Below are 22,121 nucleotides of genomic sequence, written 5' to 3' on the forward strand. Positions count from 1 at the left end.
GTAATGGCAAATACCAAAGAGATACGCACCAAGATTGCGAGTATTCAAAGTACTCAGAAAATCACCAGTGCGATGGAGATGGTGGCGGCAAGCAAAATGCGTAAGGTTCAAGACAATATGGAAGCGTCTCGACCTTATGCAGACAACATGAAAAAAGTAATCAGTCACGTGTCTGGCGGTACGTTGGAATATAGCCATCCGTATCTGCAAGAGAGAGAAGTTAAGCGGGTTGCTTACATCATTATCTCTTCAGACCGAGGCTTATGTGGCGGTTTAAATACCAACTTGTTCCGAAAAGTTTTGTCTGAAATGCAAAGCTGGCAGGAGCAAGGTGTCGAAGTTGACACCACATTGATTGGTTCAAAAGCAATCAGCTTTTTTCAATCATCAGGGCGTGTCATTGCTCAAACCTCAGGTTTGGGAGACCACCCAAAGCTCGAAGAGCTACTGGGTACTGTCCACGCCATGATGGAGCATTACGCAGAAGGGCAGATAGACCGACTATTTCTGGTTTATAGCCAATTTGTAAACACCATGACGCAACAACCTACCGTGATGCAGTTGTTACCGTTTCCTAAGCAAGAAGAAGCGGAAAAAGAAACACGTTGGGACTACATCTACGAGCAAGCACCAAGAGATATCTTGGACCATTTGATGCTGCGCTACGTTGAGTCTCTTGTTTATCAAGGTGTGGTAGAGAGCATTGCTTGTGAACAAGCAGCGCGAATGGTTGCGATGAGAGCCGCAACGGACAATGCAGGTCAGTTAATTGATGACTTGCAACTCGTGTTCAACAAAGCACGTCAGGCAGCGATCACTCAAGAATTGAGTGAGATTACCGCCGGCGCTCAAGCGGTGTAACAGGATTCAGAGGTAAGATTATGAGTATTGGCAAAATTGTCAAAGTCATCGGTGCCGTTGTCGACGTAGAGTTCGAACAAAACAGCGGTCCGCGAGTATACGACGCTCTAAAAGTCGTAGGTGATGAAAACAGCTCACTTGTTTTAGAAGTACAACAACAACTTGGTGGCGGTGTGGTTCGCTGTATCGCAATGGGCTCATCCGATGGCCTAAGACGTGGTCTGCAAGTAGAAACTACAGGTAGTCCAATTACCGTACCTGTAGGTGAGGAAACACTAGGGCGTATTATGAACGTTCTAGGCCAACCTATCGATGAGTGTGGTCCAATTGGCGAACAAGCGTCGTATGAGATTCACCGTCCAGCGCCTAGCTACGAAGATCAGTCAAACAGTACTGAACTACTTGAGACTGGCGTGAAAGTTATCGACTTGATTTGTCCATTTGCTAAGGGCGGTAAAATCGGTCTGTTCGGAGGCGCTGGTGTAGGTAAGACCGTCAACATGATGGAACTTATCAACAACATCGCGAAAGCGCACTCAGGGCTTTCGGTGTTCACTGGTGTTGGTGAGCGTACTCGTGAAGGTAACGACTTCTATTACGAGATGAAAGAAGCAGGTGTTCTAGACAAAGTGGCCATGGTTTATGGTCAGATGAACGAGCCACCGGGTAACCGTCTTCGTGTTGCTTTGACAGGCTTAACCATGGCGGAACGCTTCCGTGATGAAGGTCGTGATGTACTGTTATTCGTGGATAACATTTATCGTTACACCTTGGCGGGTACAGAGGTATCAGCGTTGTTAGGTCGTATGCCATCAGCAGTAGGTTATCAGCCAACGCTGGCGGAAGAGATGGGTGTACTGCAAGAACGTATCACGTCTACCAAAAATGGCTCGATTACGTCGATTCAAGCGGTGTACGTACCAGCGGATGACTTAACGGATCCATCGCCAGCAACGACGTTCGCTCACTTGGACGCAACGGTTGTACTGTCACGTAACATTGCAGCACTTGGCCTTTATCCTGCGATCGACCCGCTAGACTCAACGTCTCGCCAGCTTGATCCGCAAATAATTGGTCAAGAGCACTACGACACAGCGCAAGCGGTACAAAAAACACTGCAACGTTATAAAGAACTCAAAGACATCATTGCCATCTTGGGTATGGATGAACTTTCCGAAGAAGACAAGCAACTGGTATCTCGAGCTCGTAAGGTAGAGCGTTTCTTAACGCAGCCGTATCACGTAGCTGAGGTCTTTACTGGACAGCCAGGGGTGTTTGTACCTTTGAAAGACACTATTGCGGGCTTCCAAGGTCTGCTTAACGGTCAATATGACGATATCCCAGAACAAGCATTTATGTACTGCGGCTCTATCGACGAAGTGCTTGAGAAAGCGAAAACACTGTAAGGGGTGACGTGATGGCAATAGGTGTTTCACAAACAACCTTTCAACTCAATGTGGTGAGTGCGGAAGGGACGCTGTATTCAGGGCCAGCTCATGCAATCGCCGTTGCCGGAGCGGATGGTGAGCTCGGGATTCGTCCCGGCCACTCCCCATTAATCAGCAAGATCAAGCCAGGTGTTGCAAGAATTCTTGGTGATCTCAAGCAACCAGAGCAGATCTTGTATGTATCGGGTGGCTTGGTAGAAGTACAGCCTGACGTGGTTACCGTACTCGCAGATACGGCATTACACGGCAAAGATATTGATAAAGCTCGAGCGGAAGCGGCGCGCCGCGCAGCCGAAGAGAACATTAACAAGTATACCGACGACGTTAATTTTGCTCAGGCACAGCTCGAACTTGCAAAAGCACTGGCTCAACTACGAGCGGTAGAACTTACCGTTGCGCGAGCTAGATATTAAAACCGGAGGAAAGATCATGAGAACAGTTATTGAGTTTACACAAAGTGGTCGCTACATGGACCGAGCTTGGGAAGGTGAGATCTTAGCAGAAAAAGGGGTCCAGAAAGCAGTTTCTCCATCACTGGCTATGCGTCTAGTGAGTTTGGGCAGTGCGATTGCGATTTTTGGACCAGATGGAAAACCACTGACCGTGGATGATAACGAAGAGTTCAAACCTGAAGACAAGAAATAACACAAGCAACGATGAGGCTCGAATCTCATTAGCTAACAGGACGAACCCGGCAACGAAACTTTAAAGGCTCATATTCACCAATGAAGGCTTTGATGTTTCTAAAACAAGAACTGGCTATACCGTCCTCTCAGCTCCGTTGAGTTGAACTCAGCACTCAACAAACCGGACACTGAGGTGAGGTCAATCTATATAAGTGACTCCATCGCCACTTATCCAGATTGGTTTCAGCACTTAGCCGTTACTCTTTTCATAGTTGGGAGTGACGGCTTTTTCTTTTCTTATTACGCCATTCCTTTGTTTAGTTCCTTCTGACGCAAAGACAAGGAATGAACCAGCTCTGTTTCGACAATGTCTTTGAACGCTCTTACTTTTGCTGACATGTGTTTTCTACTCGGATACACCATGTAGACACCAAGTTGATGCTTTGGATAGTCGTCAAACAGTTCGATCAGTTCTCCGGCTTCTAGTTCGTTACCTAAATAAAATCGCGGCAAACGGGTGATGCCCAATCCGGCTTTGCACATTTCTAGTTCCATTTTAGCGCTGTTGACCGTGATTCTACTGGTGATGTCCACCGAAGCTTCATTCCCATCAAGATCCTCATAAACCCAGCGTTTGTTGTTTTTCGCGTAGCTATAACTAATGAGGTTGTGATGAGCCAATTCGCTAGGCGCTCTTGGTGTTCCATATTGCTGAAGGTAAGCAGGAGAGGCCACCGTAATTCCTCTATCAGTAAAGAGTTTACGACTGATGAGTGAGGAGTCTTCAAGCCTATCAGACGCACGAATCGCAATATCGATTCCTTGCTCAATGACGTCGACTTTCTTATCGCTCAGATCGATATCTAAGGTAACCTTGGGATAACGTTGCGCATACTGGGTAAAGATCGCGCTCATAGTAGACAGCCCAAGGGCAACAGGACAGGTGATTTTTAGTAGGCCGGACGGCTCAATTTGACTACCGGACAACGACTCTTCCGCCGCTTGTGCCGCATCGACAACATCACGAGCATGTTGGTAAAAATTTTCCCCTTCAGGAGTGAGTTTCAGCGCACGTGTAGTGCGTTGAAGTAGACGCACGCCTAAGCGTTCTTCTAACTTGGTCACTTCTTTGCTGATGTATGAGGTGGAGTGCTGTGTCCGCTCCGCTGCGACAGTGAAACTGCCACTATCCACAACCTCGACAAAGACCACGTAACCATCCAATAGCTTCCCGTTGTACATCGTGCTTATTCCTAGTCATATGGAAATAATGATTTTACATTTTAGTCATTAATTTCCATATGACTAGCAATTACACTGAATTTAACCATGAACAAGTAGAACAATGGAGTGCCAACATGAAGCAGATTAGCCGAGTGAATCACATAGGAATTCGAGTGAGTGAGTTTGAACAATCGAGAGACTTTTACGCCAAGCTAGGTTTTGAATACATCGCAGGACCAGCAGGCCCCGAGCCTGTAGCCATTGTTGAGCATCCAAGTGGTATCAATATTAATTTTATTCTGAATGCGAATTCAGGTGAAAAGAAAAACCAACTTATGGATGTACCCGTTAAACACACAGGTTACACCCATGTGGCCATTGAAGTGTCGAGTGCCGAGCAAGTGATGGCGAACTTGGCAGAGCTCAACATCCCCCTGAGTGGTGGTCCCATGACTCACCCAACGGGTTTGTCGTTTTTTATCAGAGACCCTGACGACAATGTGATTGAGTTTATTGAATACGTGGGTTTAGACGCATACAAAAATTAGGAGAACAATCATGACAAAAGCAATTAAAGTACTCGCATTTGGTGCCAGTAATAGCCGAGCATCCATTAACCAGACCCTAGCCAGTTACGCGGCACACTTACTTGAGAACGCTGAGGTGAATCTTATCGACCTCAACGATTTTGAAGCCGCAATTTATAGTGAAGATCGTGAAAAACAGTCTGGAATTCCAGAACAAGCGCAGCGCTTTTATCAGTTGATTGGAGATGCTGACGCAGTGATTATCTCCCTTGCCGAGCACAATGGGTCGTATACCGCAGCCTACAAAAACCTGTTTGATTGGACCTCTCGCATCAACATGCAAGTGTTTCAAAATAAACCAGTGGTGTATTTGGCAACCTCACCTGGCCCAGGTGGAGCGCAAAGCGTGCTAGCTGCAGCCAGTGGATCTGCACCTTATTTTGCCGCGGATGTGAAAGCATCAGTGTCGATTCCTAGTTTCTACGACAATTTTGATGTTGAGCAGCAGAAAATCACCAATGGTGAGCTAGCGGATCAAGTAGCTTCTGCGGTAGCGCAACTGACCGTGAGCTAATCCGACCGATAGGGAAGAGGGATAACGCAATGGATGCGAAAATACTTACCTCGCCGGTTCGTCCGGCACTGATTTCCATGACTGCTCCCGCCGCATTTGGCATGCTGATGACCTTCATGTTCCAGCTTATCGACACCTATTTTGTCGGTAAGCTTGGTACGCAAGAACTGGCTGCGATGAGCTTCTCTTACCCAGTATACATCTTAGTCGTGTCCTTCTTTATGGGCGCCGCTGCCGGCGTGTCTTCGTCGGTAGCAAAAGCACTGGGAGAAAAGCAATGGGTAAAAGCCAAGCAGCTGACGACTCTCGCTATCGTTGCTTTTGTCTTTCTAACCGTGCTGCTCTCTAGTATCAGCTTTTGGGTGATGGATACCCTATTCTTTGCGCTAGGTGTGACTGAGGTGATGTTACCTTTGGTCAAGCAGTACATGGAGCCTCTGCTTATCGGCATGTTTGCGCTGGTAGCTGGATTAATTGGTAATGCGGCGCTGATGGCGAAAGGGATTATGATTCGTTCGACATTGGTGATGGGGATTGGCGGGATTGTTAATGTAATCTTCGACTATGTGCTGATTTTTGGTTTTGGCCCTTTTACTGCCATGGGGTTAGCGGGAGCTGCCTACGCTACAGTTCTTTCTTGGGCGGTCATCTTCCTCTTGATGATGATGTTGTTAGTGCGCGAGTCGTTGCTCTCACTCAGCTTCTTTATGGATATTCGACAGGCGATAAAGGATCTCAGAGGCATGCTATATGTTGCCATGCCGGCAATTGCGGCTCAGCTTTTGAACCCAATCGCGATCGCAGTGATAACCCGCATCGTGTCTGGTTACGGCGAGGATGCGGTCGCGGCTTTTGGTATTGTCACGCGCATAGAATCGCTAATTCTGGTGGGCATTTTGTCATTGAGTGTGGTGATGACGCCTTTCGTGGCTCAGAATTTCGGCGCTAAACATTGGCATAGACTGGATAAAATCGTTGCTCATGCCGGGCGACTGACCGTGTATTGGGGGATAGCGGCCGTCACTGTGGTGGCGCTATTTCCACAGACGATCATGACGCTGTTTACCCAATCTGATACGGTTGTGGCACAAGGAGTTGATTATTTTTGGACTGTCGGCTTAAGTTTCCCTATGTTTGGCCTGCTGCTCATTACGACCTCTTTTCTCAATGGGGTGCAATCGCCTCGAACGTCGCTAAAACTTACCATGGTGAAGTCGCTCCGGTTTGACAATACCGCTTGCTTTGCTTGGGTCATATTGGTCGTTAGAAGGGACTTGGGTAGGGTTGTCCATCGCCAATGTAATCGGAGCATGGTATGCATACAAAGTGCTGAATCGTTGGCTCAGTGAGCATGGTTCGACACTGCCAAACCAAAGCATAGTTAATGATTATAAATCGGATCTGATGTTTTGGTCGTCAGGTAAGTAGGGCGAGATACGCATTACGCCGCTCGTATCAGTAATGCTGATTGATATGGAGCGGCGTGGTTCGGCGATTAGCTCATCATAGGAATGACCAAGCGCCGCTTAATGATTATGTTGACGTTCAATTTCGATCGCTTTTTGGTAGTTTGGATTTTTCTCCAGCTGCTCTGAGTAGCGCTGAATGTTGGCGTATTGGCTAATGACGCCTAAATTCGTGACAACATCCACCACGAACGACATCATGATGTCCGCACCAGTCAAACGATCTTCAATCAGATAGCGTTTACCCTCAAGTCGCTGATTCACATAATCCAATACTTTGTTTTGTTCCATATCTGCATAGCTTGATAGGAAGGCGGTTTCTGCAGGCTCTTTTGCAAGAAACACGTTCAGAAGTAGCGGAAGCATCGCAGAACTTTCTGCAAAGTGTAACCAAGTCAGATAATCGGCGTAGATGGGGCTTTGACGAGCTGGCGCCAATTGGTCTGCGCTAAATCGCTCAATAAGATATTCAGTAATAGCGCCGGATTCGGTGATGATTTGGCCGTCTAATTCTATCGCTGGAGATTTGCCAAGTGGGTGCACCGACTTCAGCTCGGGCGGTGCAAGAAATGTCACTGAGTCACGCTGATATGGGACGACTTCATAATCGAGGCCAAGCTCTTCTAGCAGCCAAATAATTCGTTTTGAACGGGAGTGATTGAGATGGTGAAGTTTGATCATATCGATATCCTTGAAAATATATTGTGTGCAATATAATTGTTGCCTATTTAATTTGTTAAGGCAATAGAATAATGGCTAACACTGACAATTAATGACCTGTTAATACAGTAAGTCTTCATCACTGTTATTAGAATGAGGACCAAAAATAAGCAACGGTTGAGGAGCAGGGATGAAACGTTGTATAGGCTTACTATTCTTTATCAGTGCATTATCTAGTGCGGGAGAGTTTTCTTCTGTCGAATCGCCTGTTGCTGGATGCCCAGGTGATTTCTTTACCCAGAAAGCCCGAGTCTTTGACGTGGTTACGATTTGTGCCACCTCATCGGTACCCCAAGATAAGCTCAAACATGCCGCCAATGTGACCGCACAATGGCTAGACAACGATCAAAACGGTCAGATTGATGAACCGAATATCATAGAGCCGCTTAGAAGTAATCACGCTACTTTGTTGATGAGCAAATCAGGCTTTAGTGATGATGCATTTGAAAAGCTCGAACCCTACTTTGACCATATGTTAGGGCAAGATTTATCGGCAGATGAAACTGCACCGAAGTTTGGGCGAGATGCGTCGCAAGAAGAGATACATCATTTGATAGTCAATGCGGGTTGGCAGCCGTATTTACCAGCGGTATTTAGCGACCAAAAGACAAAACAAAGTGTGCTGTATAAGCAATGGCAGCTAGCCGAGCAAAAGGGACTGTACAGTTATGATGACCCAACGTGTGATGATGCGTGCAAAACCGTCGAGTTCTTTTACTTGGCTACTGCGGCGTATTTAGGGTCTAGTGCTGATTTGCAAAGTGATGAAATGCGAGTAAAAAGTCGCAAAGAGTTGAGGCATTTATTGCCAGATTTAGTCTCTTTAATGGAGTCTAGGGACTATCATTACCCGACCCATCTTTGGCCAGATGGTCAATATCGATATTCAGGGAATATCACGCTAACCTCGCAGACAGATTGATGACAAAAAAGGCGCTTAAGCGCCTTTTTTGTTGCGGTCGAATTATTGAAGATAGGCATTCAACATCCAGAGTAGTTTCTCTTGCTCGCGAATATAGTCGCCCATCAATGCTGCAGTACCCTCGTCACTCGCTTCGCCAGCTTGCTCTAGGATTTCACGCTGTTTATTGATAAGCACAGAGAAACCATTTACTAGGCCAGAGACACACTCTTTACCACGAAAGGCATTTTGGTGCTCTTCAATTGCACTTAGCTCAAGATAGCGACTAAAGCTATGGTCTGGAGTATGTCCAATAGTCAAAATACGCTCAGCAAGCTCATCGATCTTCGTTTGTAAGTCCGTGTAGATTTCCTCGAACTTAGCGTGCAATTCGAAGAACTGTTCACCTTTAATATTCCAATGATAACCACGAGTGTTCATGTACAACACTTGATAGTTAGCGAGTAGCTGATTAAGTTCAATCGCAATTGAGTCAGAAGCTGCTTGGTCTAGACCGATAAAATTAGTGTTTGTCATAATACTGTCCTCTTTGAATCAGAGTGGAATCTTGTTTCGTTGAGACCAGTATATGAGCAATAAAAACTTAGGTTAAATCGATTGTAAATATTATATTGATAGTTAAATGCTATCAATTTTAAGTATGAACCTTTACCCCATTTAGTGACTAAAAATCACCTCTTCGTTGGGAACGCGGTGACGGTCGCCGTAAATACCTTCGTCGGTACGAACACCACAACTGATGATCATGGTAATTTCATCATTGTCACCTAAGCCGAGAAGTTGTTTTGCTCTCACCGAGTCAAAGCCTTCCATCGGGCAAGTGTCATAGCCCTGCTCGCGCATTGACAACATAAAGGTCATAGAGGCAAGAGCTGCACTTTTATGTAAACAGACTCTAACGTCTTCCTTACTGACTTCACGCACCATCGGTTTGTTTCTGCCAAGCCAGAAGCTGTATATTTTGCGCACTACCCCACGGATGCCAAGTGAATCATTGTTATAAACCATTGGGATCAGTTTGTCGTAATATTTAAATGCTCGCTTTGAGGTCTCATCTTCGCGGCCGTTAAAGTTGCTGCGAACAATGTCAGCATTCATCTTGGCGCGCTGCTTCCATTTGTTTGGTGTCACCGTCACCACAACCAATTCGTTTGCGGTTTTAGCGGCATTTTGCCCCATGCAGATTTCACTCAATGCAGCACGTTTGTCTTCGCTGATCACACGGTGGAAGGCCCACATCTGCATGTTGCTACTGTTCGGGCTTAGCGTGGCGTGTTCAAGGGCCTTTTTAACGGCATCGTGGTCAAAGGTCGCGCTCTGGTCGTATTTACGAACAGAGCGACGAGTATTAAGAAGAAGTTCTAGATGAGATGGGTGGCTCATTGCAGTGTCCAATCATTGAAATTGGACACTTTCTAACAGGTCTTATCGAGGTTCACAAGAGCTTGGCGTAATTGGTTTAGGCAAACCTCTTAGCTTTTTAAATGCAAGTGGTGTTTTTTCTAACAAGATAACTAACAGGTACGAGCCAAATAGTGTTCCAAAGAACACAATGAGATCACGTGTCCACTGAGTTGCGCCCAACATTCCCGCAATATTATTCATGTAGATAGTGACGAGCAGGTGTACCACATAAATAGGAAGTACCCACTTCGCCAGGTCATGCCAGACTTTATGGTTCCCCAAGTTTGGATGATTCAGAAGCCAGAAGAAAATGCCAGTCGACCAAAAAACAGTGCCAAGTAGGAAGTCATTCATGTTGAACACTTGCCCAAGAGAGTTGAGATAAAACGCTTCAAAGAAGTGCAGCAACATGCCAAACAACGCAAGCACCACCGCTTGTGTCGAGGTTATTGACCACTCTCTACGTCTTATTTCAAATCCTATTGCGACCATCAAAAAGCTAAAAAATGGCCCATTTCGACTAAAGATCGGTGTTTCGATTTCGGTAATGTTCAAGTAACTACCCGCCATTAAGCCATGAACGTAGAAGATGGCGGCGAATGGCAGTAGAAGTGAACGGCACTTATTGTCTACAAACCATGCAATCATTAAAACCGCTAACGCAAGCGATGGAATAAACCACAAGTGTACTAACCCGCCTTCAAACAGTGAGTTGAGCGGACTTTGTAGCAAGTAGTTCCAATAACCTTGACGCTCAGCTAAATAACCATGTTCGGCCACTACGGCTAAATTGAAAGGCAATACTAAATAAATCGCGCTCCAAATCACCCAAATGAGCATCAAAGGTAAAGTGTAAGCCTTGGTGGTTTGATATGGCTTTTCGTTTAGCTTGGGATAGATAAGATATCCAGCAATAAGGAAAAACAACGGAACGGCAAATCGAGCAAGTTGATTGGTGATGTAGTTAAGCCAAGGCTCACCGTTAATAAACCCGTAATCCATAAAGAGCTGACAATGGATGAAAATGACGGCGATCAGAGCGATGACTCTAGCGAATTCGAAGCTGGCAATTTTCTGCTTTGATGACATAAATGGAGGTAACAATCTCTTAGTAATACTTCGAAGCAAACAGTATCATCTAGCCCATTTTTAGCAGTGTTCAAAGTCAATAATTGCGTCTCTGACCTGATGTGAATTGCAACAATTTGTTGTATATCGCAGTTTTGACTAATCAGATGTTGACTATTCTTACACGTTTCTCGTGCTACATATCAGAATACTTGATAGGACCTATTTTGTCCTGTGCTGTCCGATTCCACTAAAGTAACCTTACTGAAGCACTTCAATGCTTTGGTACCTTAAGCTTGTAATTAACTTGAATCACTGATTTAAGTCTTGATTGACACATGGTGTAGACGCACTTTTTCCAATCTCAACGGTTCCCAATTAGGAACCGTTTTTTTTCTCTCATTTTTTTTGCACGTAAAGTTAAGTTTATCCTGAACGATATTTAGATATTACTTGATATATTGAACGCTTATCTCTGAGTAGTATGCACCTGTGTAATGTGATGAGCAGGAGTGGCTATGTGTGAGTTAGACGAAGGCTATGATGACCTCAATTTTGAATTAAATGAGAGTGAGGTTGAGTTTCTTGGTTGGAATGACAAAGAATGGTTAATAGAGTTATTGGTGTTTTTACTGATTTTAGTCGGTGCCGTTGCGATTGTTACCTATCGAGTGTGTTTCGATGGTTAAAGATCTTCAAGAGGCGAAAGCAATACGCAGACGACCCCTCTGCTGGAGTTTCTATTTCATCGGTTTATTAGCGGTTGCGATGGGAGTGCTAATCGGAGTGATGGCCACTTCTTAGTATTGGAAGCGACCATTTATTGACGGCTTAACAACAACTGTTAATAGCCTACTGCTCGTGCCAACGATTTTTGTATGCACTCGAATAATCAGGTGTTTCGATACTAGGATGGAGATCATCGCAAGGCTCAAGCGGTCCTATAACGGTGCGGTAGGGTAGAATGCCTGCCCACGCTTTTAGATCGAGATCCTCTTTGTCGTCATTGACTCCATGACGGCCAATTTTCACCGAAGCTTCGTTGAGCTCAATAGCAAGCACGTCCGTTGCGGTGAGCTCTTTATCGTTGCTGAGGCGAACTTCTTCAGTTCTACCTGGTGCAATATGCTCAACAAAGTGGTTTAACACTCGGTCTTTCTCTTTATTTTCTTCAATGTTTTCAAACTGGCCAAAGACGATTGCACTTCGATAGTGTGCACTATGATGGAAAGCGGAGCGGGCCAATACCCAGCCATCAAACAGGGTAAACGTTAAGCAGGTCTTTTGTCCCGCTTTGAGCGTACGAAGCAAACGACTGTTCTTGGCGCCGTGTATATAGACTTTATTGCCCAATCGCCATGCCAGCATAGGAATCACGATAGGACCGTTGTCATCATTGATGGCGACGTGGGCAATTAATGACTCATCAATAATGTCATAGAGTGCTTGTGGGTCGAAGACAGCTTTATGGCTGCCTTTCTTAATCTGTGTTCTTGTCGTGTTTGAAAGCACTGGCGTTCTCCATTCGATTGCAGTTAACGCCAAAGTAAATAATATTTGGTACTCTAGTTAGGGTCCAAATAGATAAAAATGGTGGATCCAGTTTGAATGTTATTGATATCAGCGACATCTCATTGGCAAAATCCGGTGTCACGCTTCAGCACAATCTCTTTAGCCAAATACGCTCAAGGATCCTCAATGGACGTTGGGTATCGGGCGCCAAATTGCCGTCCACTCGTACGATGGCGAACCAACTTAAAGGTCAGTCGCAATACCATTATTCAAACCTATGATCAGTTGGTAGCGGAAGGTTATCTAGTATCGAAGCCGCATAGTGGCTTTTTTGTTTCTTTAAGCCTGCCCGACCAATATCTCAACGCGCCCGAAGGCAAGAATGAAATTGCGTTGGGCGTTGATAATACGCCTAAAAGTGGTTTATTTTCACCTGGTGTCGCTGAATTAGCGCTGTTTCCTACAGCCCAATGGAACCGCTTATTACAACGTCATAGCACCCGAATCTCTCTACTGGGAAACCAAGATCTACAAGGGTATCTACCACTACGTGAAGCGTTGCATCGTTATTTAACCAGCAGTCGCTCTGTTGTGTGTAATCCAAACCAAATCATTATTACCTCTGGAGCTCAGCAATCTATAGCTATCGCTTTGCTGGCAATCAATAGCTTGGGAAACAACGACAAGTTGTTGGTTGAATACCCCGGTTACCGTCAGGTCGTCAAGGTGCTCGATATCTTCAATATGGATTATGGATTTGTCGACGTGACAGCTGAGCATGGATTGAATACCGAACATATCATCAACCAAAAAGCACTAGGTGTTTACTTAACGCCAAGCAATCAATATCCAATGGGTAGCTCTATTCAGACGGAGCAACGTTTGCAGTTAATCAGTTGGGCTCAAGAAAACCAAAGTTGGATTATTGAGGATGACTATGACAGTGAGTTCCAATTTGATAGTCGTCCGCTACGAAGTATGCAAGGGTTGGCTGCAGAGAGTGGTAATGCTAACCATATGGTGTATATCGGCTCAATGAGTAAGGTAATGTTTAATGCATTACGAATCGGCTATATGGTGGTTCCGGAAGGTTTAGTTAAAGTCTGTCTAGAAATAAAAGACGCGCTTTCCGGTGACACACCATCGCACACACAAGCCGCGTTAGCTGAGTTCATTGATGAAGGTATGTTGGTTCGCCATATACGCAAAATGCGCCGTCGATATGAGCAAAAATACCACCTGATGAAGCAATGCATTACTGAGCGTTTTGGAAGTGAGTGGCAAGTTGTCTCCCAAGGAGCTGGGCTGCACATTACTGTTCAGTGGCAAAGTGACGTCGATGAGCATCAATTTTCCGGTCTCGCCCTATCTCATAATATCGTGGTGCGACCGATGAATTATTATGAACCTATCAACCACAAGCGTCTCTGCGGTTCGGTTGTGTTAGGTTATGGAAATGCGCCGTTAGAGTCGATACCAGAGAGTATTGAAAAATTGTCAGTGCTTTATTTTGAGCTAAAGAACGACAATGCTGTCGACTCCGCGGAATAAATCTATAGTTCACGGATACTCAAAAGGCACAAGTAACCAACTCGTGCCTTTTCATTATTGTGCGGTAGCCAAATTAAGACTGAGTAATCGGCTTACTTTCCAGCTGCTCCTCGAGGCGAGATTTATCAGCTTGCTTCTTTTCAAAGCGGGAAATCCACCACCAAGCAAGACCAGAGAAAACAGCAGTCATAAAGACGTTGATAAAGAACGCTCTGACTAAATCCACTCCAGTTGGGAAGGCCGACGCTGTCATACTAATCACGAAGATAGCAATCAGTACTGAAACCACGCCCATTCCGAATTTTCGAGAGCCCATGCGGAAGTCGCGTGGCGTGTCGTCATGTTTGAGGCGGAATACGAAGTAAGCGACCATGATAAAGATTGGTGGCAGCATCGCGGTACCTGCGGTGAGGTTGATCGCGGTGTTCATCATGTCTTGTACTGATTCTGAACCAAAACCGTTGATAACCAACATCACGAAGACAAAGGCAAATTGCCACCAAGCTGCACGCACAGGAACGCCGTGTTCGTTGAGTTCTGTGGTTTTCTCGCCGTAGACTCCTTTTGGAATTTCCGAGAAGTGGATTTTTACTGGTGCCGCGGTCCACATCATCATTGAGCCGAACATAGCGATAAAGAGAACAATACCAACGAAACGACCGACCAAAGTTTCTGAGATGTTGAAGTACTGCGCCATTCCTCTAAAGATTTCTACCATCCCGCCAGCGTAGGTCAGGTTTTCGCGGGCGACAAAAACGTTAACTAACAATGAGCCTACAGCGTACATGCCACCAATCACAACACCTGCGGCGATGATGACCTTGATAAAGGATTTGTGACCACCTTTGACATCGTTAAGGTACGCCGCTGCGGTTTCTGCCCCGCCTGCTGCTTGGAAAATCCAACACATAATGCCCAGTGTTGCCCAGTTTACGGTTGGTGTCATGGCTTGCAGTGTAATTGGCTCTGCAGGCGTGTGGTCACCACTCAGCGCCATCAATGCACCAAGAACGTAAACTGCAAATAACGCAAACACACCGTAAGCAACGATTTCAGCGATTTTACCCAGCCAGCTCGCGCCTTTTGTTGAGATGTGAGTGGCGGCCGCAAACAGTGCGATAGAAATAATAGACGTGACTAGTGGCGAGAAAGTGTACTCGTAACCCAACATCGCGTAAGACGCGTAAGCAATAACATTAGGAAGCAGGGAGACAAACCAAAATAGGTTTACAAACCAGTAAAGGAAAGAACCTAAATAGGCAGACTTGGTGCCTAGTGGCTTTTTGAGCCAATCGTACATGCCAGATTCAGAGTTTTTGTTTGCAGATACAAACTCAGCGATGATAAATACGAAAGGGATGAAGTAAACGACTGTCGCTAATAGGAAAATAGGAGCCGAGCTTAGGCCCAACTCAATGTTGTTGTTTACAATGTTGCGAACGTTGAAAACCGCCGCAAATGTCATGGACAATAGGGCAAACTTGCCTATTGTGCCGCGCATAGATTCAGACATAGTGTCCTCCAATGAATCACGTCTATTGTACTCTCATTCTTGAAGAGCAGTTATTTGAGGGGGCCAGATACTTGTGTCTGGCCCGAATAGTGTTATTTGTTTAAGAAGTAGCCATCTTCGATGGTGACTTTAAGCACGACCTTGCGAGCAGGCTCGTTACTGACAAATCGATGCGCTTCGCTATTGTCGAAAATCACTACCTGTCCTTGATGGACTTCACGTCGCTCACCTTGTCCAGAGAAAAACTCTCGGTCAGTTTCGTCTTGATATCGCTGCTCAAGTGTCAGGTCGGCTTTGCTTGCAAACTCAATAACCTCATGACCTGCCAAGTAGTAGTGCACATCAAAGTAACGACGGTTGCCCTCGAAGAGTCCAGTCCGTTTGCTCTCATTGGTTTCAATCATATAAACCAGAGAATCCCCGATAGAGTGCATTACGCCATCTTTGATATTTTCAATATTTTCAATGGCTTCTATGCAACGATGCCACTTCCGGCCATCACGATAGACCGACTTAAATTGTTCTAAGCTCTCTAAGATGATCATGGGTTATGCCTCGTTTGTGGTTGTGCGGGTAAAAAACTGGTTACTGAAGTCATAGTTGGCCAACGTATTGGCGTTACAGTCTCCGGACTGCATTGGAAGTAACGTTAAACCGTAGCGGAAGGTATCCATGTAGACACGGTAAGAGTCGAGAACTTCACTTCCCCACGAGTTAGAGCCTAAGCCCATGAGCTTGTGATCAAGGTTTAGTGTGATGTGACCGCTTGGTTTAAGCTCGTTGGTGTGCTGGGCTTGGTGCAGGTTTTCATTGCTGTAGAACCAAGCGCTTAGGTTGAGCTCTTGTTGTGGCTTAATAAACAAACCATTGCCGTTACGGTTAGTCAGAGCTGCCCAGCGCACGTGCTGACGATTGCCGTTGTTTTGCGGGAATGGATAGTTTTCGAACATATCCGCGACCGTGCTTTGATACACGTCGATAATATTGGCTTGTTGGCTGTCGAGGTAATTCTCTTCTGGGCCTCGGCCATAGTATTTCACTTGGTCGAACTGTTGATTGATACCTAGTTCAAAACCAATAACAGGAATCACATGTGGATAGTCACCATAACGCTTACCTTGAAGCTCAATGTTGAGCTGACCTTGAGGTGAAATCTGATAACGATATTCGGTTCGCATGCCAAAATCGAACACAGGCGGTGCAATAATGCTGGTGGTGCGAACTTCAATGCGCCCGTCGATCTGCTCTACTTCAATGGTTCGGAAATGCTCTTGCATGATTGGTAAGTGAGCAGGCTCCCATAGACCTTCGTGTTCTTGTTTATGGTTATCGATCATCGGTTTGAAGAAATTGAGCTTAGGCTCTGATTCGATAAACTGTTTCCCGTTTACTACCCACGAAGAGAGCTTGCCGTTGACTTTCGAGAAAGTCATTGTGAAGTTGTGACCAGAAATTAGGTACGCTAATCGGCTCTCCTCTAGCGAAAGAGGTGTGGTATTTGTACAAACAAACTCGGTTTCTTGTGCGGTATTTTCTTTGATTTGATATTGGTAAACGGCAATATCATGATTTGCTTGGCTATATAAAGTGCGGCTATCTTTACGCACGGTGAAGTTGATAAATGTTTCACGGTCATCGAGTTGAGGAAGACTAATTTCGATTTGACGCTCGCTATTTACGCTAAGATCCGCAACCTTAAATTGAACACTGCGAAGCGTTTCACCTTCTGCACGAATATCAGCGGTGATGGTGTAGTCGTCTAGGTTGGTAAACCAAAGTTTATTGCTAACGATGAAGGTACCTAGGTGTGCATCTACCTCGGTAATTTTCACTGGAGCGATGACTTGTTTGTATTCTTTCAACCCCGGTCCCGGTGTTTGGTCGGAGTAAACCAATCCGTCCATACAGAAATTGTAATTGTTTGGGTAATCACCAAAGTCCCCACCATACTTATAGAAACTTTGTCCCTTTTCATCGGTGGCGAGAATGCCGTGATCACACCATTCCCAAACGAAATGTCCCTGAATATGATCGTGAGCGTAGAACACATTTTGATACTCGGTCAGACCACCAGGGCCGTTGCCCATTGCGTGAGCGTATTCGCAGATGATGCGTGGCTTTTCGTGGGGGTGTTCGCCAAAGTAGTTCATCAATTGAGCGCGAGAGTACATGGTTGAGATAACGTCAACGACTTCGGCGTCACGGTCTTCTTCATAGTGAACAAGACGCGTGTCATCAATGGCTTTAGTAGCGTCGTACATCGCTTTGATGTTACAGCCATAGCCAGATTCATTGCCTAAAGACCACATGATGATGGAAGGGTGGTTCTTTTGTGCGTGAACATGACGTTCAGCACGGTCTACGAAGACGGCTTCCCATGCAGGATCGTTGGTGATGCGGCTAAGATCGCCAACATTGGCGAATCCATGGGTTTCCACATCAGTCTCTGCCATAACGAACAAACCATAGATGTCGCAGAGTTCGTAGAATCGCGGGTCATTAGGATAGTGAGCAGTTCGCACGGAGTTGATGTTGTGCTGCTTCATTAAGATGATGTCTTTTTCAACACGATCCATGCCTACTGCCCGGCCTTTTAAATGATCGTTATCGTGTCGGTTAACGCCATGCAGCATGACGTATTGGTTGTTAACGTAGAACAGGCCATTTTTAACTTTGATATCTCGAAAGCCAACTCGTTGTGGAATGACTTCTATGGTCTCACCTTGGTTGTTCTTCAAAGTGATAAAAAGTTGATAAAGGTAAGGGTTCTCAGCTGTCCAATGAGTAGGTTCATCGACATTAATAATGAAGTTAGTTGTGGTAGCACCTTGTACTGATATGTGGTCAATGGTTCCAGCGGCAATACTTAGTTGATTATCCTTTAGCTCATAATCAACTGAAACAGCATCGCTATGCGCAGACGCAAGGTTTTCTAGCATCAGTTCACACGACAATGTCGCTTGCGAATAGTCAGCGCTGAAGTCAGTACGAATAGAGACATCCTGCACATGCAGCGGTTCTTTCCCTACTAAGTAGACATCACGGAAGATCCCACCGGTCCACCACATATCTTGGTCTTCAATGTAAGTCGAATCAGCCCATTGCATGACTCGAACGCTTAGCAGGTTGTCACCAACTTGAGCAACGGATGAAATGTCGAATTCTGCGGTGAGTCGACTGCCTTTACTAAAACCAACATAGTTGCCATTAACGTAAACTTCGAAGTAGGTCTCTACGCCATCGAATTTGAGGATGGTTTGTTTGTCTTGCCAGTTGTCGCCGAGAGTGAAAGTACGTTGGTATGCACCTGTTGGGTTATCAGTGGGTACAAAAGGTACGTCAATTGGAAACGGGAAGCCTTCGTCAGTGTATTGAAGGTCACCGTGTCCTTCCATTTGCCACATGTTAGGTACGGTGATCTGTCCCCATTGTGTCATTGGTTGAGAGTAAAACTCGTCGGGAACAAGAATAGGGTTATGAAAAAGTTGAAACTGCCACTGACCGCTAAGCAGCATAAAGTGACTACTAAGCTCTCGCTGAAATGTTCGAGCGGCGTTAACTGAGGGATATGAGAAGAAATACGCGCGTGGAGCCATGCGATTCTCATGAAGATGAAGAAAGTTTTCCCAGTTGTTCACGTTAAATCTCCCTCGACAGGTAAACCGTGTCGATGCTGTGTTAAAAATGCCCGTTTAGGATATGAGGTAATTTTAGTAAAAGTTTTACTAAAATATATTGAATTTTGTTTTTTACTTTAACTTGATCACGATTTAAGCGTTCAAGAGAGTTAAAGTTGTGATCGGGTTTAAATAAACGGAGTGAATGATAGGGGTGGGCTTAACTTGATATAAGTAGTAGGTCTTTAGGTAGAAATAATGAATTTAATTGTTTAAATACAATTAATTATAGCTTTTTCGTGGTGTTTGATGATTTTACGAAGAGGGGGAATGGTGAGCCAACTTTAAATAAAGTTGGCTAATCGATGTCAATGAGTCGAACTAAGATGGAATGTAGAATAGATAGATAAGTTTTACTAAAAAATACGAAAATGCCTATTCTTTTGTTGTGCCTCGTAGTTTTAGTTTACTGGGTACATAGACTTTCAATGGCAGTGCACGTCCATCTCTTGCTTTTTCCATCAACAGGTTAACACCTTGAATACCCATCATCTCAGAGTGAATCCTGACGGTAGAAAGTGAAGGAAAGGTGAACTTTGCTGTAGGAATATCGTTGACGCTGATAAGAGATATGTCTTCTGGTATCTTGAGGCCGTGTTCATGAATTGCGCGCAATACACCAATAGCAATAGAATCTGAAGCGATAAACAGTGCTCGAGGGAAGTTATTGTTGGAAAACATCTTTTTCGCAGATTCGTAGCCTGATTGACTCGTAAACTCTCCACGGTAAATATCATCAAGCGATACCACGCCTTTTAAGCTGCCATATTCTACAAATGCCATCTCTCGGATGTCAGAACTATTAGGTGTATCTTGACCACCGATAAAGCCGATCCGATTGAACCCTTGATTGATAAAAAAGTCTATGATTTCTTTGCTAATTTTAGTGAGGTCGATATCAACCGAGTCGTACTTTGAGTTTGGGTCAGAGAAATCAATGAAGCAGATATTGTCTGTGATGCTTTCAGCTTCGGAGCGAACCGTCTCAGGGCAACGTCCAACAAACAGTATTCCGGTGATTTTAGCATCTGAATGAGCTAACTCTCCTTCGTAGCAATTAACCAGTTTTATGCCCAGCTTTTCACACTGTGTTTCTATACCATGACGAATGGATAAGTAGTAAGGGTCGTTAACTTCCGCTTCCTGCTTATAATTATAAATGGCCATGAAATGGTGGCTATGCTTCTTAGGCTGGATCGATTTCTTCGAACTGCTGGTCTTATATTCTAAGGCTTCTGCGATCTCTAAAATTCGCAGCTTAGTTTGTTCTTTTACACTCAAACTAGGGTCATCATTCAGTACGCGAGATACTGTCGCTAATGAAACACCTGCTTCATTAGCGATGTCTTTTAATGTTGCCATTCAATCACACCCTTCGGCATCATACCGAAAAAACTAATCCTATCTATTGGGTTCTATTGTAAACAATCTTCATCAGTAAATACTAAAGTTTTAGTAAAAACAGCGTTAATCGTTTAAATTAGCAGCGATTACTTAATTAGTTTTAGCAATTGCTTAAACTGATCGCCTCGGGCGACTTTTTGTAGTTCAAAGAGTGCCATTTCAGTGGAAGTTAACACGGCCCCTTGTTTTGACAGGCGTTGGATTGCGAGCTCTTTGTTTTCTGGTGCACGCGAAGAAATAGCGTCGACAACAAGGTGAACTTCATATCCTTGGTCCATCAAATCGCAAGCAGTTTGATGGACACAAATATGTGCTTCAATACCGACCAATAGTATTTGTTTTCTATTGTTACGTTGGAGCGTCTCTTGAACAGCTATCTCACCCCAGGCGCTGAACACATCTTTTGCAATGGGGGATAGGTGGGGAAGTTCATGGTGAATTTCATCGATAGTATGACCTAATTTATCTGGGATTTGCTCTACCCAAACAATGGGTAATTCCATGAGTTGTGCAGCCTTGGTCAACGTATTTAGGTTGGCGAACAAGTGCTCTTTATCGTGCATGATTTGGGCAAGCTTGCCTTGTACATCAATGATCATTAATTGGGTGTTGTCTTGCTCTAGCATTTAACGCTCCTGTTCTAATACTTGTTCTATAAACCACGTTCCAACTGTGCCGAGTCCACTGCGCCACGACAGCTCCACTGGCCACACCATAGAACTATCATAATGTCCTACATTTAACTTGGTTACTAGACCATGGTCGATAAATGGTTGAGCCAGTTTGATTGGGTAAGCGGCAAAACCAGCACCATAAAGCAGCATGTCTTGCAGTTGATCAGGGGCTTCGTAACGAATGAGGCGAGGGCTGAAACGCAGCGATTCCAGTAGTTCGCCAGTCGCAACTTTACCTTCTAAGGATAGTAACTGGGGATAGTGTTCTAGATCTTCTGGTGTAATCTCACCTTTGAGCTTTGCCAACGGATGATTAGGTGAGGTTATGAAGCACCATTCGATATTATCTATGATTTGTGCATTTGAGCCTCGTTGGGGGCATAACCCACCAGGAGCAATCATGATGTCAGCGCCTAAGCTCTCATCATTGGTTGATAGTTGGTGCTTTTCTGCATCAACTAAAATCAACTCCAGTTCTGGAAACTGCAGGGTTAATGAAGACATTAGTTCGGTAAACCTTGGGTATAAGGTCATACTGTGAGTAGCAATCGTCAGCGAGGGCTCTTCACCACTTTGCAGCGCACGTGCTTTTCGTTCTATAGCTTGCAAGCGGGGAACAATTTCAAGCGCTTGGAAGTACAGCGCTTTTCCTTCAGGTGTCAGTGAGGGAGACTTTCCGGCAACACGTTCAAATAGACGAATGCCAATATCAATTTCCATCGATTGTACCGCTTGATTCACAGCGGATGCACTGACATTGAGTTTTCTGGCCGCCGCAGAAAATGAACCCGTCTCGGCAATACAAACCAGATATTGAAGTCGCTCGGTATTAAGTAGCATACTGATCTCCGAGAAAAGAAGGTGTTTCTACTGTGCTTGAATTTTGTAGAGAGGTAAAGCATGAAGGGACACTTTGTTCATTGGAAGGGTATTATTCGAGGCTGTTTCTT

Annotated in this window: 21 protein-coding genes and 1 pseudogene; 10 read left to right on the forward strand and 12 right to left on the reverse strand. The window is 44.9% G+C overall.

Annotated features, from left to right (window positions below):
• Positions 1 to 3 precede the first annotated feature (3 nt).
• Genes atpG through JKJ11_RS24355 form a run of 4 tightly spaced genes read left to right on the forward strand, consistent with a single transcriptional unit; the run spans position 4 to position 2,954 of the window.
• The gene (gene atpG / locus JKJ11_RS24340) at positions 4 to 861 is read left to right on the forward strand and encodes a F0F1 ATP synthase subunit gamma (protein WP_031493101.1); all 858 of its coding nucleotides are present in this window, start codon (positions 4 to 6) and stop codon (positions 859 to 861) included.
• Between the two features lie 20 nt (positions 862 to 881).
• Positions 882 to 2,267, forward strand: coding sequence for a F0F1 ATP synthase subunit beta (gene atpD / locus JKJ11_RS24345; protein WP_006070146.1), 1,386 nt, complete (start codon positions 882 to 884; stop codon positions 2,265 to 2,267).
• Between the two features lie 11 nt (positions 2,268 to 2,278).
• Entirely contained in the window at positions 2,279 to 2,722 is a 444-nt protein-coding gene (locus tag JKJ11_RS24350; RefSeq protein WP_006070145.1) for a F0F1 ATP synthase subunit epsilon, read from the forward strand.
• Positions 2,723 to 2,738: 16 nt separating this feature from the next.
• Complete coding sequence (locus JKJ11_RS24355) at positions 2,739 to 2,954, forward strand: hypothetical protein (protein WP_006070144.1); 216 nt, start codon at positions 2,739 to 2,741, stop codon at positions 2,952 to 2,954.
• A 281-nt stretch (positions 2,955 to 3,235) separates the two neighbouring features.
• Here the strand turns inward: JKJ11_RS24355 and JKJ11_RS24360 are convergent, their stop codons facing one another.
• The gene (locus JKJ11_RS24360; RefSeq protein WP_252039460.1) at positions 3,236 to 4,177 is read right to left on the reverse strand and encodes a LysR family transcriptional regulator; all 942 of its coding nucleotides are present in this window, start codon (positions 4,175 to 4,177) and stop codon (positions 3,236 to 3,238) included.
• A gap of 116 nt (positions 4,178 to 4,293) precedes the next feature.
• Between JKJ11_RS24360 and JKJ11_RS24365 the strand changes: the two genes are divergently transcribed.
• The 3 genes from JKJ11_RS24365 (at position 4,294) to JKJ11_RS24375 (ending at position 6,609) form a co-directional block, all read left to right on the forward strand.
• The gene (locus tag JKJ11_RS24365) at positions 4,294 to 4,707 is read left to right on the forward strand and encodes a VOC family protein (RefSeq protein WP_038230892.1); all 414 of its coding nucleotides are present in this window, start codon (positions 4,294 to 4,296) and stop codon (positions 4,705 to 4,707) included.
• A 22-nt stretch (positions 4,708 to 4,729) separates the two neighbouring features.
• On the forward strand, positions 4,730 to 5,260 hold the full coding sequence (locus tag JKJ11_RS24370) for an NADPH-dependent FMN reductase (protein WP_096994489.1): 531 nt from the start codon (positions 4,730 to 4,732) through the stop codon (positions 5,258 to 5,260).
• Positions 5,261 to 5,337: 77 nt separating this feature from the next.
• Positions 5,338 to 6,609, forward strand: coding sequence for an MATE family efflux transporter (locus tag JKJ11_RS24375; RefSeq protein ID WP_252039461.1), 1,272 nt, complete (start codon positions 5,338 to 5,340; stop codon positions 6,607 to 6,609).
• 177 nt (positions 6,610 to 6,786) lie between these two features.
• Here JKJ11_RS24375 and JKJ11_RS24380 read toward each other — a convergent pair whose 3' ends face one another.
• Complete coding sequence (locus JKJ11_RS24380) at positions 6,787 to 7,407, reverse strand: glutathione S-transferase family protein (RefSeq protein WP_252039462.1); 621 nt, start codon at positions 7,405 to 7,407, stop codon at positions 6,787 to 6,789.
• Positions 7,408 to 7,576: 169 nt separating this feature from the next.
• Here JKJ11_RS24380 and JKJ11_RS24385 point away from each other — a divergent pair, with 169 nt between their 5' ends.
• Positions 7,577 to 8,368, forward strand: coding sequence for a hypothetical protein (locus JKJ11_RS24385; protein WP_252039463.1), 792 nt, complete (start codon positions 7,577 to 7,579; stop codon positions 8,366 to 8,368).
• 42 nt (positions 8,369 to 8,410) lie between these two features.
• Here JKJ11_RS24385 and JKJ11_RS24390 read toward each other — a convergent pair whose 3' ends face one another.
• The 3 genes from JKJ11_RS24390 to JKJ11_RS24400 form a co-directional block, all read right to left on the reverse strand.
• Positions 8,411 to 8,884, reverse strand: a complete 474-nt coding sequence (locus JKJ11_RS24390) for a Dps family protein (protein ID WP_006070136.1) — start codon at positions 8,882 to 8,884, stop codon at positions 8,411 to 8,413.
• Between the two features lie 141 nt (positions 8,885 to 9,025).
• Entirely contained in the window at positions 9,026 to 9,751 is a 726-nt protein-coding gene (locus JKJ11_RS24395) for a nitroreductase family protein (RefSeq protein WP_124941671.1), read from the reverse strand.
• 42 nt (positions 9,752 to 9,793) lie between these two features.
• Positions 9,794 to 10,861, reverse strand: a complete 1,068-nt coding sequence (locus JKJ11_RS24400; protein WP_252039464.1) for an acyltransferase — start codon at positions 10,859 to 10,861, stop codon at positions 9,794 to 9,796.
• 497 nt (positions 10,862 to 11,358) lie between these two features.
• Here JKJ11_RS24400 and JKJ11_RS24405 point away from each other — a divergent pair, with 497 nt between their 5' ends.
• Entirely contained in the window at positions 11,359 to 11,529 is a 171-nt protein-coding gene (locus JKJ11_RS24405; RefSeq protein WP_164491492.1) for a hypothetical protein, read from the forward strand.
• Between the two features lie 163 nt (positions 11,530 to 11,692).
• Here the strand turns inward: JKJ11_RS24405 and JKJ11_RS24410 are convergent, their stop codons facing one another.
• Positions 11,693 to 12,352 carry a pyridoxamine 5'-phosphate oxidase family protein gene (locus JKJ11_RS24410; protein ID WP_252039465.1) on the reverse strand — a complete coding sequence of 220 codons (660 nt, stop codon included), beginning with the start codon at positions 12,350 to 12,352 and terminating at the stop codon, positions 11,693 to 11,695.
• A 92-nt stretch (positions 12,353 to 12,444) separates the two neighbouring features.
• Here JKJ11_RS24410 and pdxR point away from each other — a divergent pair.
• Positions 12,445 to 13,903, forward strand: a pseudogene (pdxR, locus tag JKJ11_RS24415) (MocR-like pyridoxine biosynthesis transcription factor PdxR).
• 73 nt (positions 13,904 to 13,976) lie between these two features.
• On the opposite strand, the gene JKJ11_RS24420 reads toward pdxR, so the two are convergent.
• From JKJ11_RS24420 to JKJ11_RS24445, 6 genes are all read right to left on the reverse strand, one after another.
• Entirely contained in the window at positions 13,977 to 15,416 is a 1,440-nt protein-coding gene (locus JKJ11_RS24420) for an amino acid permease (RefSeq protein ID WP_088877686.1), read from the reverse strand.
• A gap of 92 nt (positions 15,417 to 15,508) precedes the next feature.
• Positions 15,509 to 15,961 carry a beta-galactosidase subunit beta gene (locus tag JKJ11_RS24425; protein WP_252039466.1) on the reverse strand — a complete coding sequence of 151 codons (453 nt, stop codon included), beginning with the start codon at positions 15,959 to 15,961 and terminating at the stop codon, positions 15,509 to 15,511.
• A 3-nt stretch (positions 15,962 to 15,964) separates the two neighbouring features.
• Positions 15,965 to 19,054, reverse strand: a complete 3,090-nt coding sequence (gene ebgA / locus JKJ11_RS24430) for a beta-galactosidase subunit alpha (RefSeq protein ID WP_252039467.1) — start codon at positions 19,052 to 19,054, stop codon at positions 15,965 to 15,967.
• Positions 19,055 to 19,468: 414 nt separating this feature from the next.
• Positions 19,469 to 20,455, reverse strand: a complete 987-nt coding sequence (gene ebgR, locus JKJ11_RS24435; RefSeq protein WP_062461989.1) for a transcriptional regulator EbgR — start codon at positions 20,453 to 20,455, stop codon at positions 19,469 to 19,471.
• Between the two features lie 128 nt (positions 20,456 to 20,583).
• Positions 20,584 to 21,123, reverse strand: a complete 540-nt coding sequence (locus JKJ11_RS24440) for a hydrolase (protein WP_252039468.1) — start codon at positions 21,121 to 21,123, stop codon at positions 20,584 to 20,586.
• Positions 21,124 to 22,011 carry a LysR family transcriptional regulator gene (locus tag JKJ11_RS24445; protein WP_252039469.1) on the reverse strand — a complete coding sequence of 296 codons (888 nt, stop codon included), beginning with the start codon at positions 22,009 to 22,011 and terminating at the stop codon, positions 21,124 to 21,126.
• Between the last annotated feature and the right edge of the window lie 110 nt (positions 22,012 to 22,121).

Source organism: Vibrio sp. SCSIO 43133 (assembly GCF_023716845.1).
Lineage (GTDB): Bacteria > Pseudomonadota > Gammaproteobacteria > Enterobacterales > Vibrionaceae > Vibrio > Vibrio mediterranei.

Bases quoted from the DNA above. Each gene is read 5' to 3' on its own strand.
- atpG (WP_031493101.1), top strand. From the start codon at position 4: ATGGCAAATACCAAAGAGATACGCACCAAGATTGCGAGTATTCAAAGT.
- atpD (WP_006070146.1), top strand. From the start codon at position 882: ATGAGTATTGGCAAAATTGTCAAAGTCATCGGTGCCGTTGTCGACGTA.
- JKJ11_RS24350 (WP_006070145.1), top strand. From the start codon at position 2,279: ATGGCAATAGGTGTTTCACAAACAACCTTTCAACTCAATGTGGTGAGT.
- JKJ11_RS24355 (WP_006070144.1), top strand. From the start codon at position 2,739: ATGAGAACAGTTATTGAGTTTACACAAAGTGGTCGCTACATGGACCGA.
- JKJ11_RS24360 (WP_252039460.1), bottom strand. From the start codon at position 4,177: ATGTACAACGGGAAGCTATTGGATGGTTACGTGGTCTTTGTCGAGGTT.
- JKJ11_RS24365 (WP_038230892.1), top strand. From the start codon at position 4,294: ATGAAGCAGATTAGCCGAGTGAATCACATAGGAATTCGAGTGAGTGAG.
- JKJ11_RS24375 (WP_252039461.1), top strand. From the start codon at position 5,338: ATGACTGCTCCCGCCGCATTTGGCATGCTGATGACCTTCATGTTCCAG.
- JKJ11_RS24380 (WP_252039462.1), bottom strand. From the start codon at position 7,407: ATGATCAAACTTCACCATCTCAATCACTCCCGTTCAAAACGAATTATT.
- JKJ11_RS24385 (WP_252039463.1), top strand. From the start codon at position 7,577: ATGAAACGTTGTATAGGCTTACTATTCTTTATCAGTGCATTATCTAGT.
- JKJ11_RS24390 (WP_006070136.1), bottom strand. From the start codon at position 8,884: ATGACAAACACTAATTTTATCGGTCTAGACCAAGCAGCTTCTGACTCA.
- JKJ11_RS24395 (WP_124941671.1), bottom strand. From the start codon at position 9,751: ATGAGCCACCCATCTCATCTAGAACTTCTTCTTAATACTCGTCGCTCT.
- JKJ11_RS24400 (WP_252039464.1), bottom strand. From the start codon at position 10,861: ATGTCATCAAAGCAGAAAATTGCCAGCTTCGAATTCGCTAGAGTCATC.
- JKJ11_RS24405 (WP_164491492.1), top strand. From the start codon at position 11,359: ATGTGTGAGTTAGACGAAGGCTATGATGACCTCAATTTTGAATTAAAT.
- JKJ11_RS24420 (WP_088877686.1), bottom strand. From the start codon at position 15,416: ATGTCTGAATCTATGCGCGGCACAATAGGCAAGTTTGCCCTATTGTCC.
- JKJ11_RS24425 (WP_252039466.1), bottom strand. From the start codon at position 15,961: ATGATCATCTTAGAGAGCTTAGAACAATTTAAGTCGGTCTATCGTGAT.
- ebgR (WP_062461989.1), bottom strand. From the start codon at position 20,455: ATGGCAACATTAAAAGACATCGCTAATGAAGCAGGTGTTTCATTAGCG.
- JKJ11_RS24440 (WP_252039468.1), bottom strand. From the start codon at position 21,123: ATGCTAGAGCAAGACAACACCCAATTAATGATCATTGATGTACAAGGC.
- JKJ11_RS24445 (WP_252039469.1), bottom strand. From the start codon at position 22,011: ATGCTACTTAATACCGAGCGACTTCAATATCTGGTTTGTATTGCCGAG.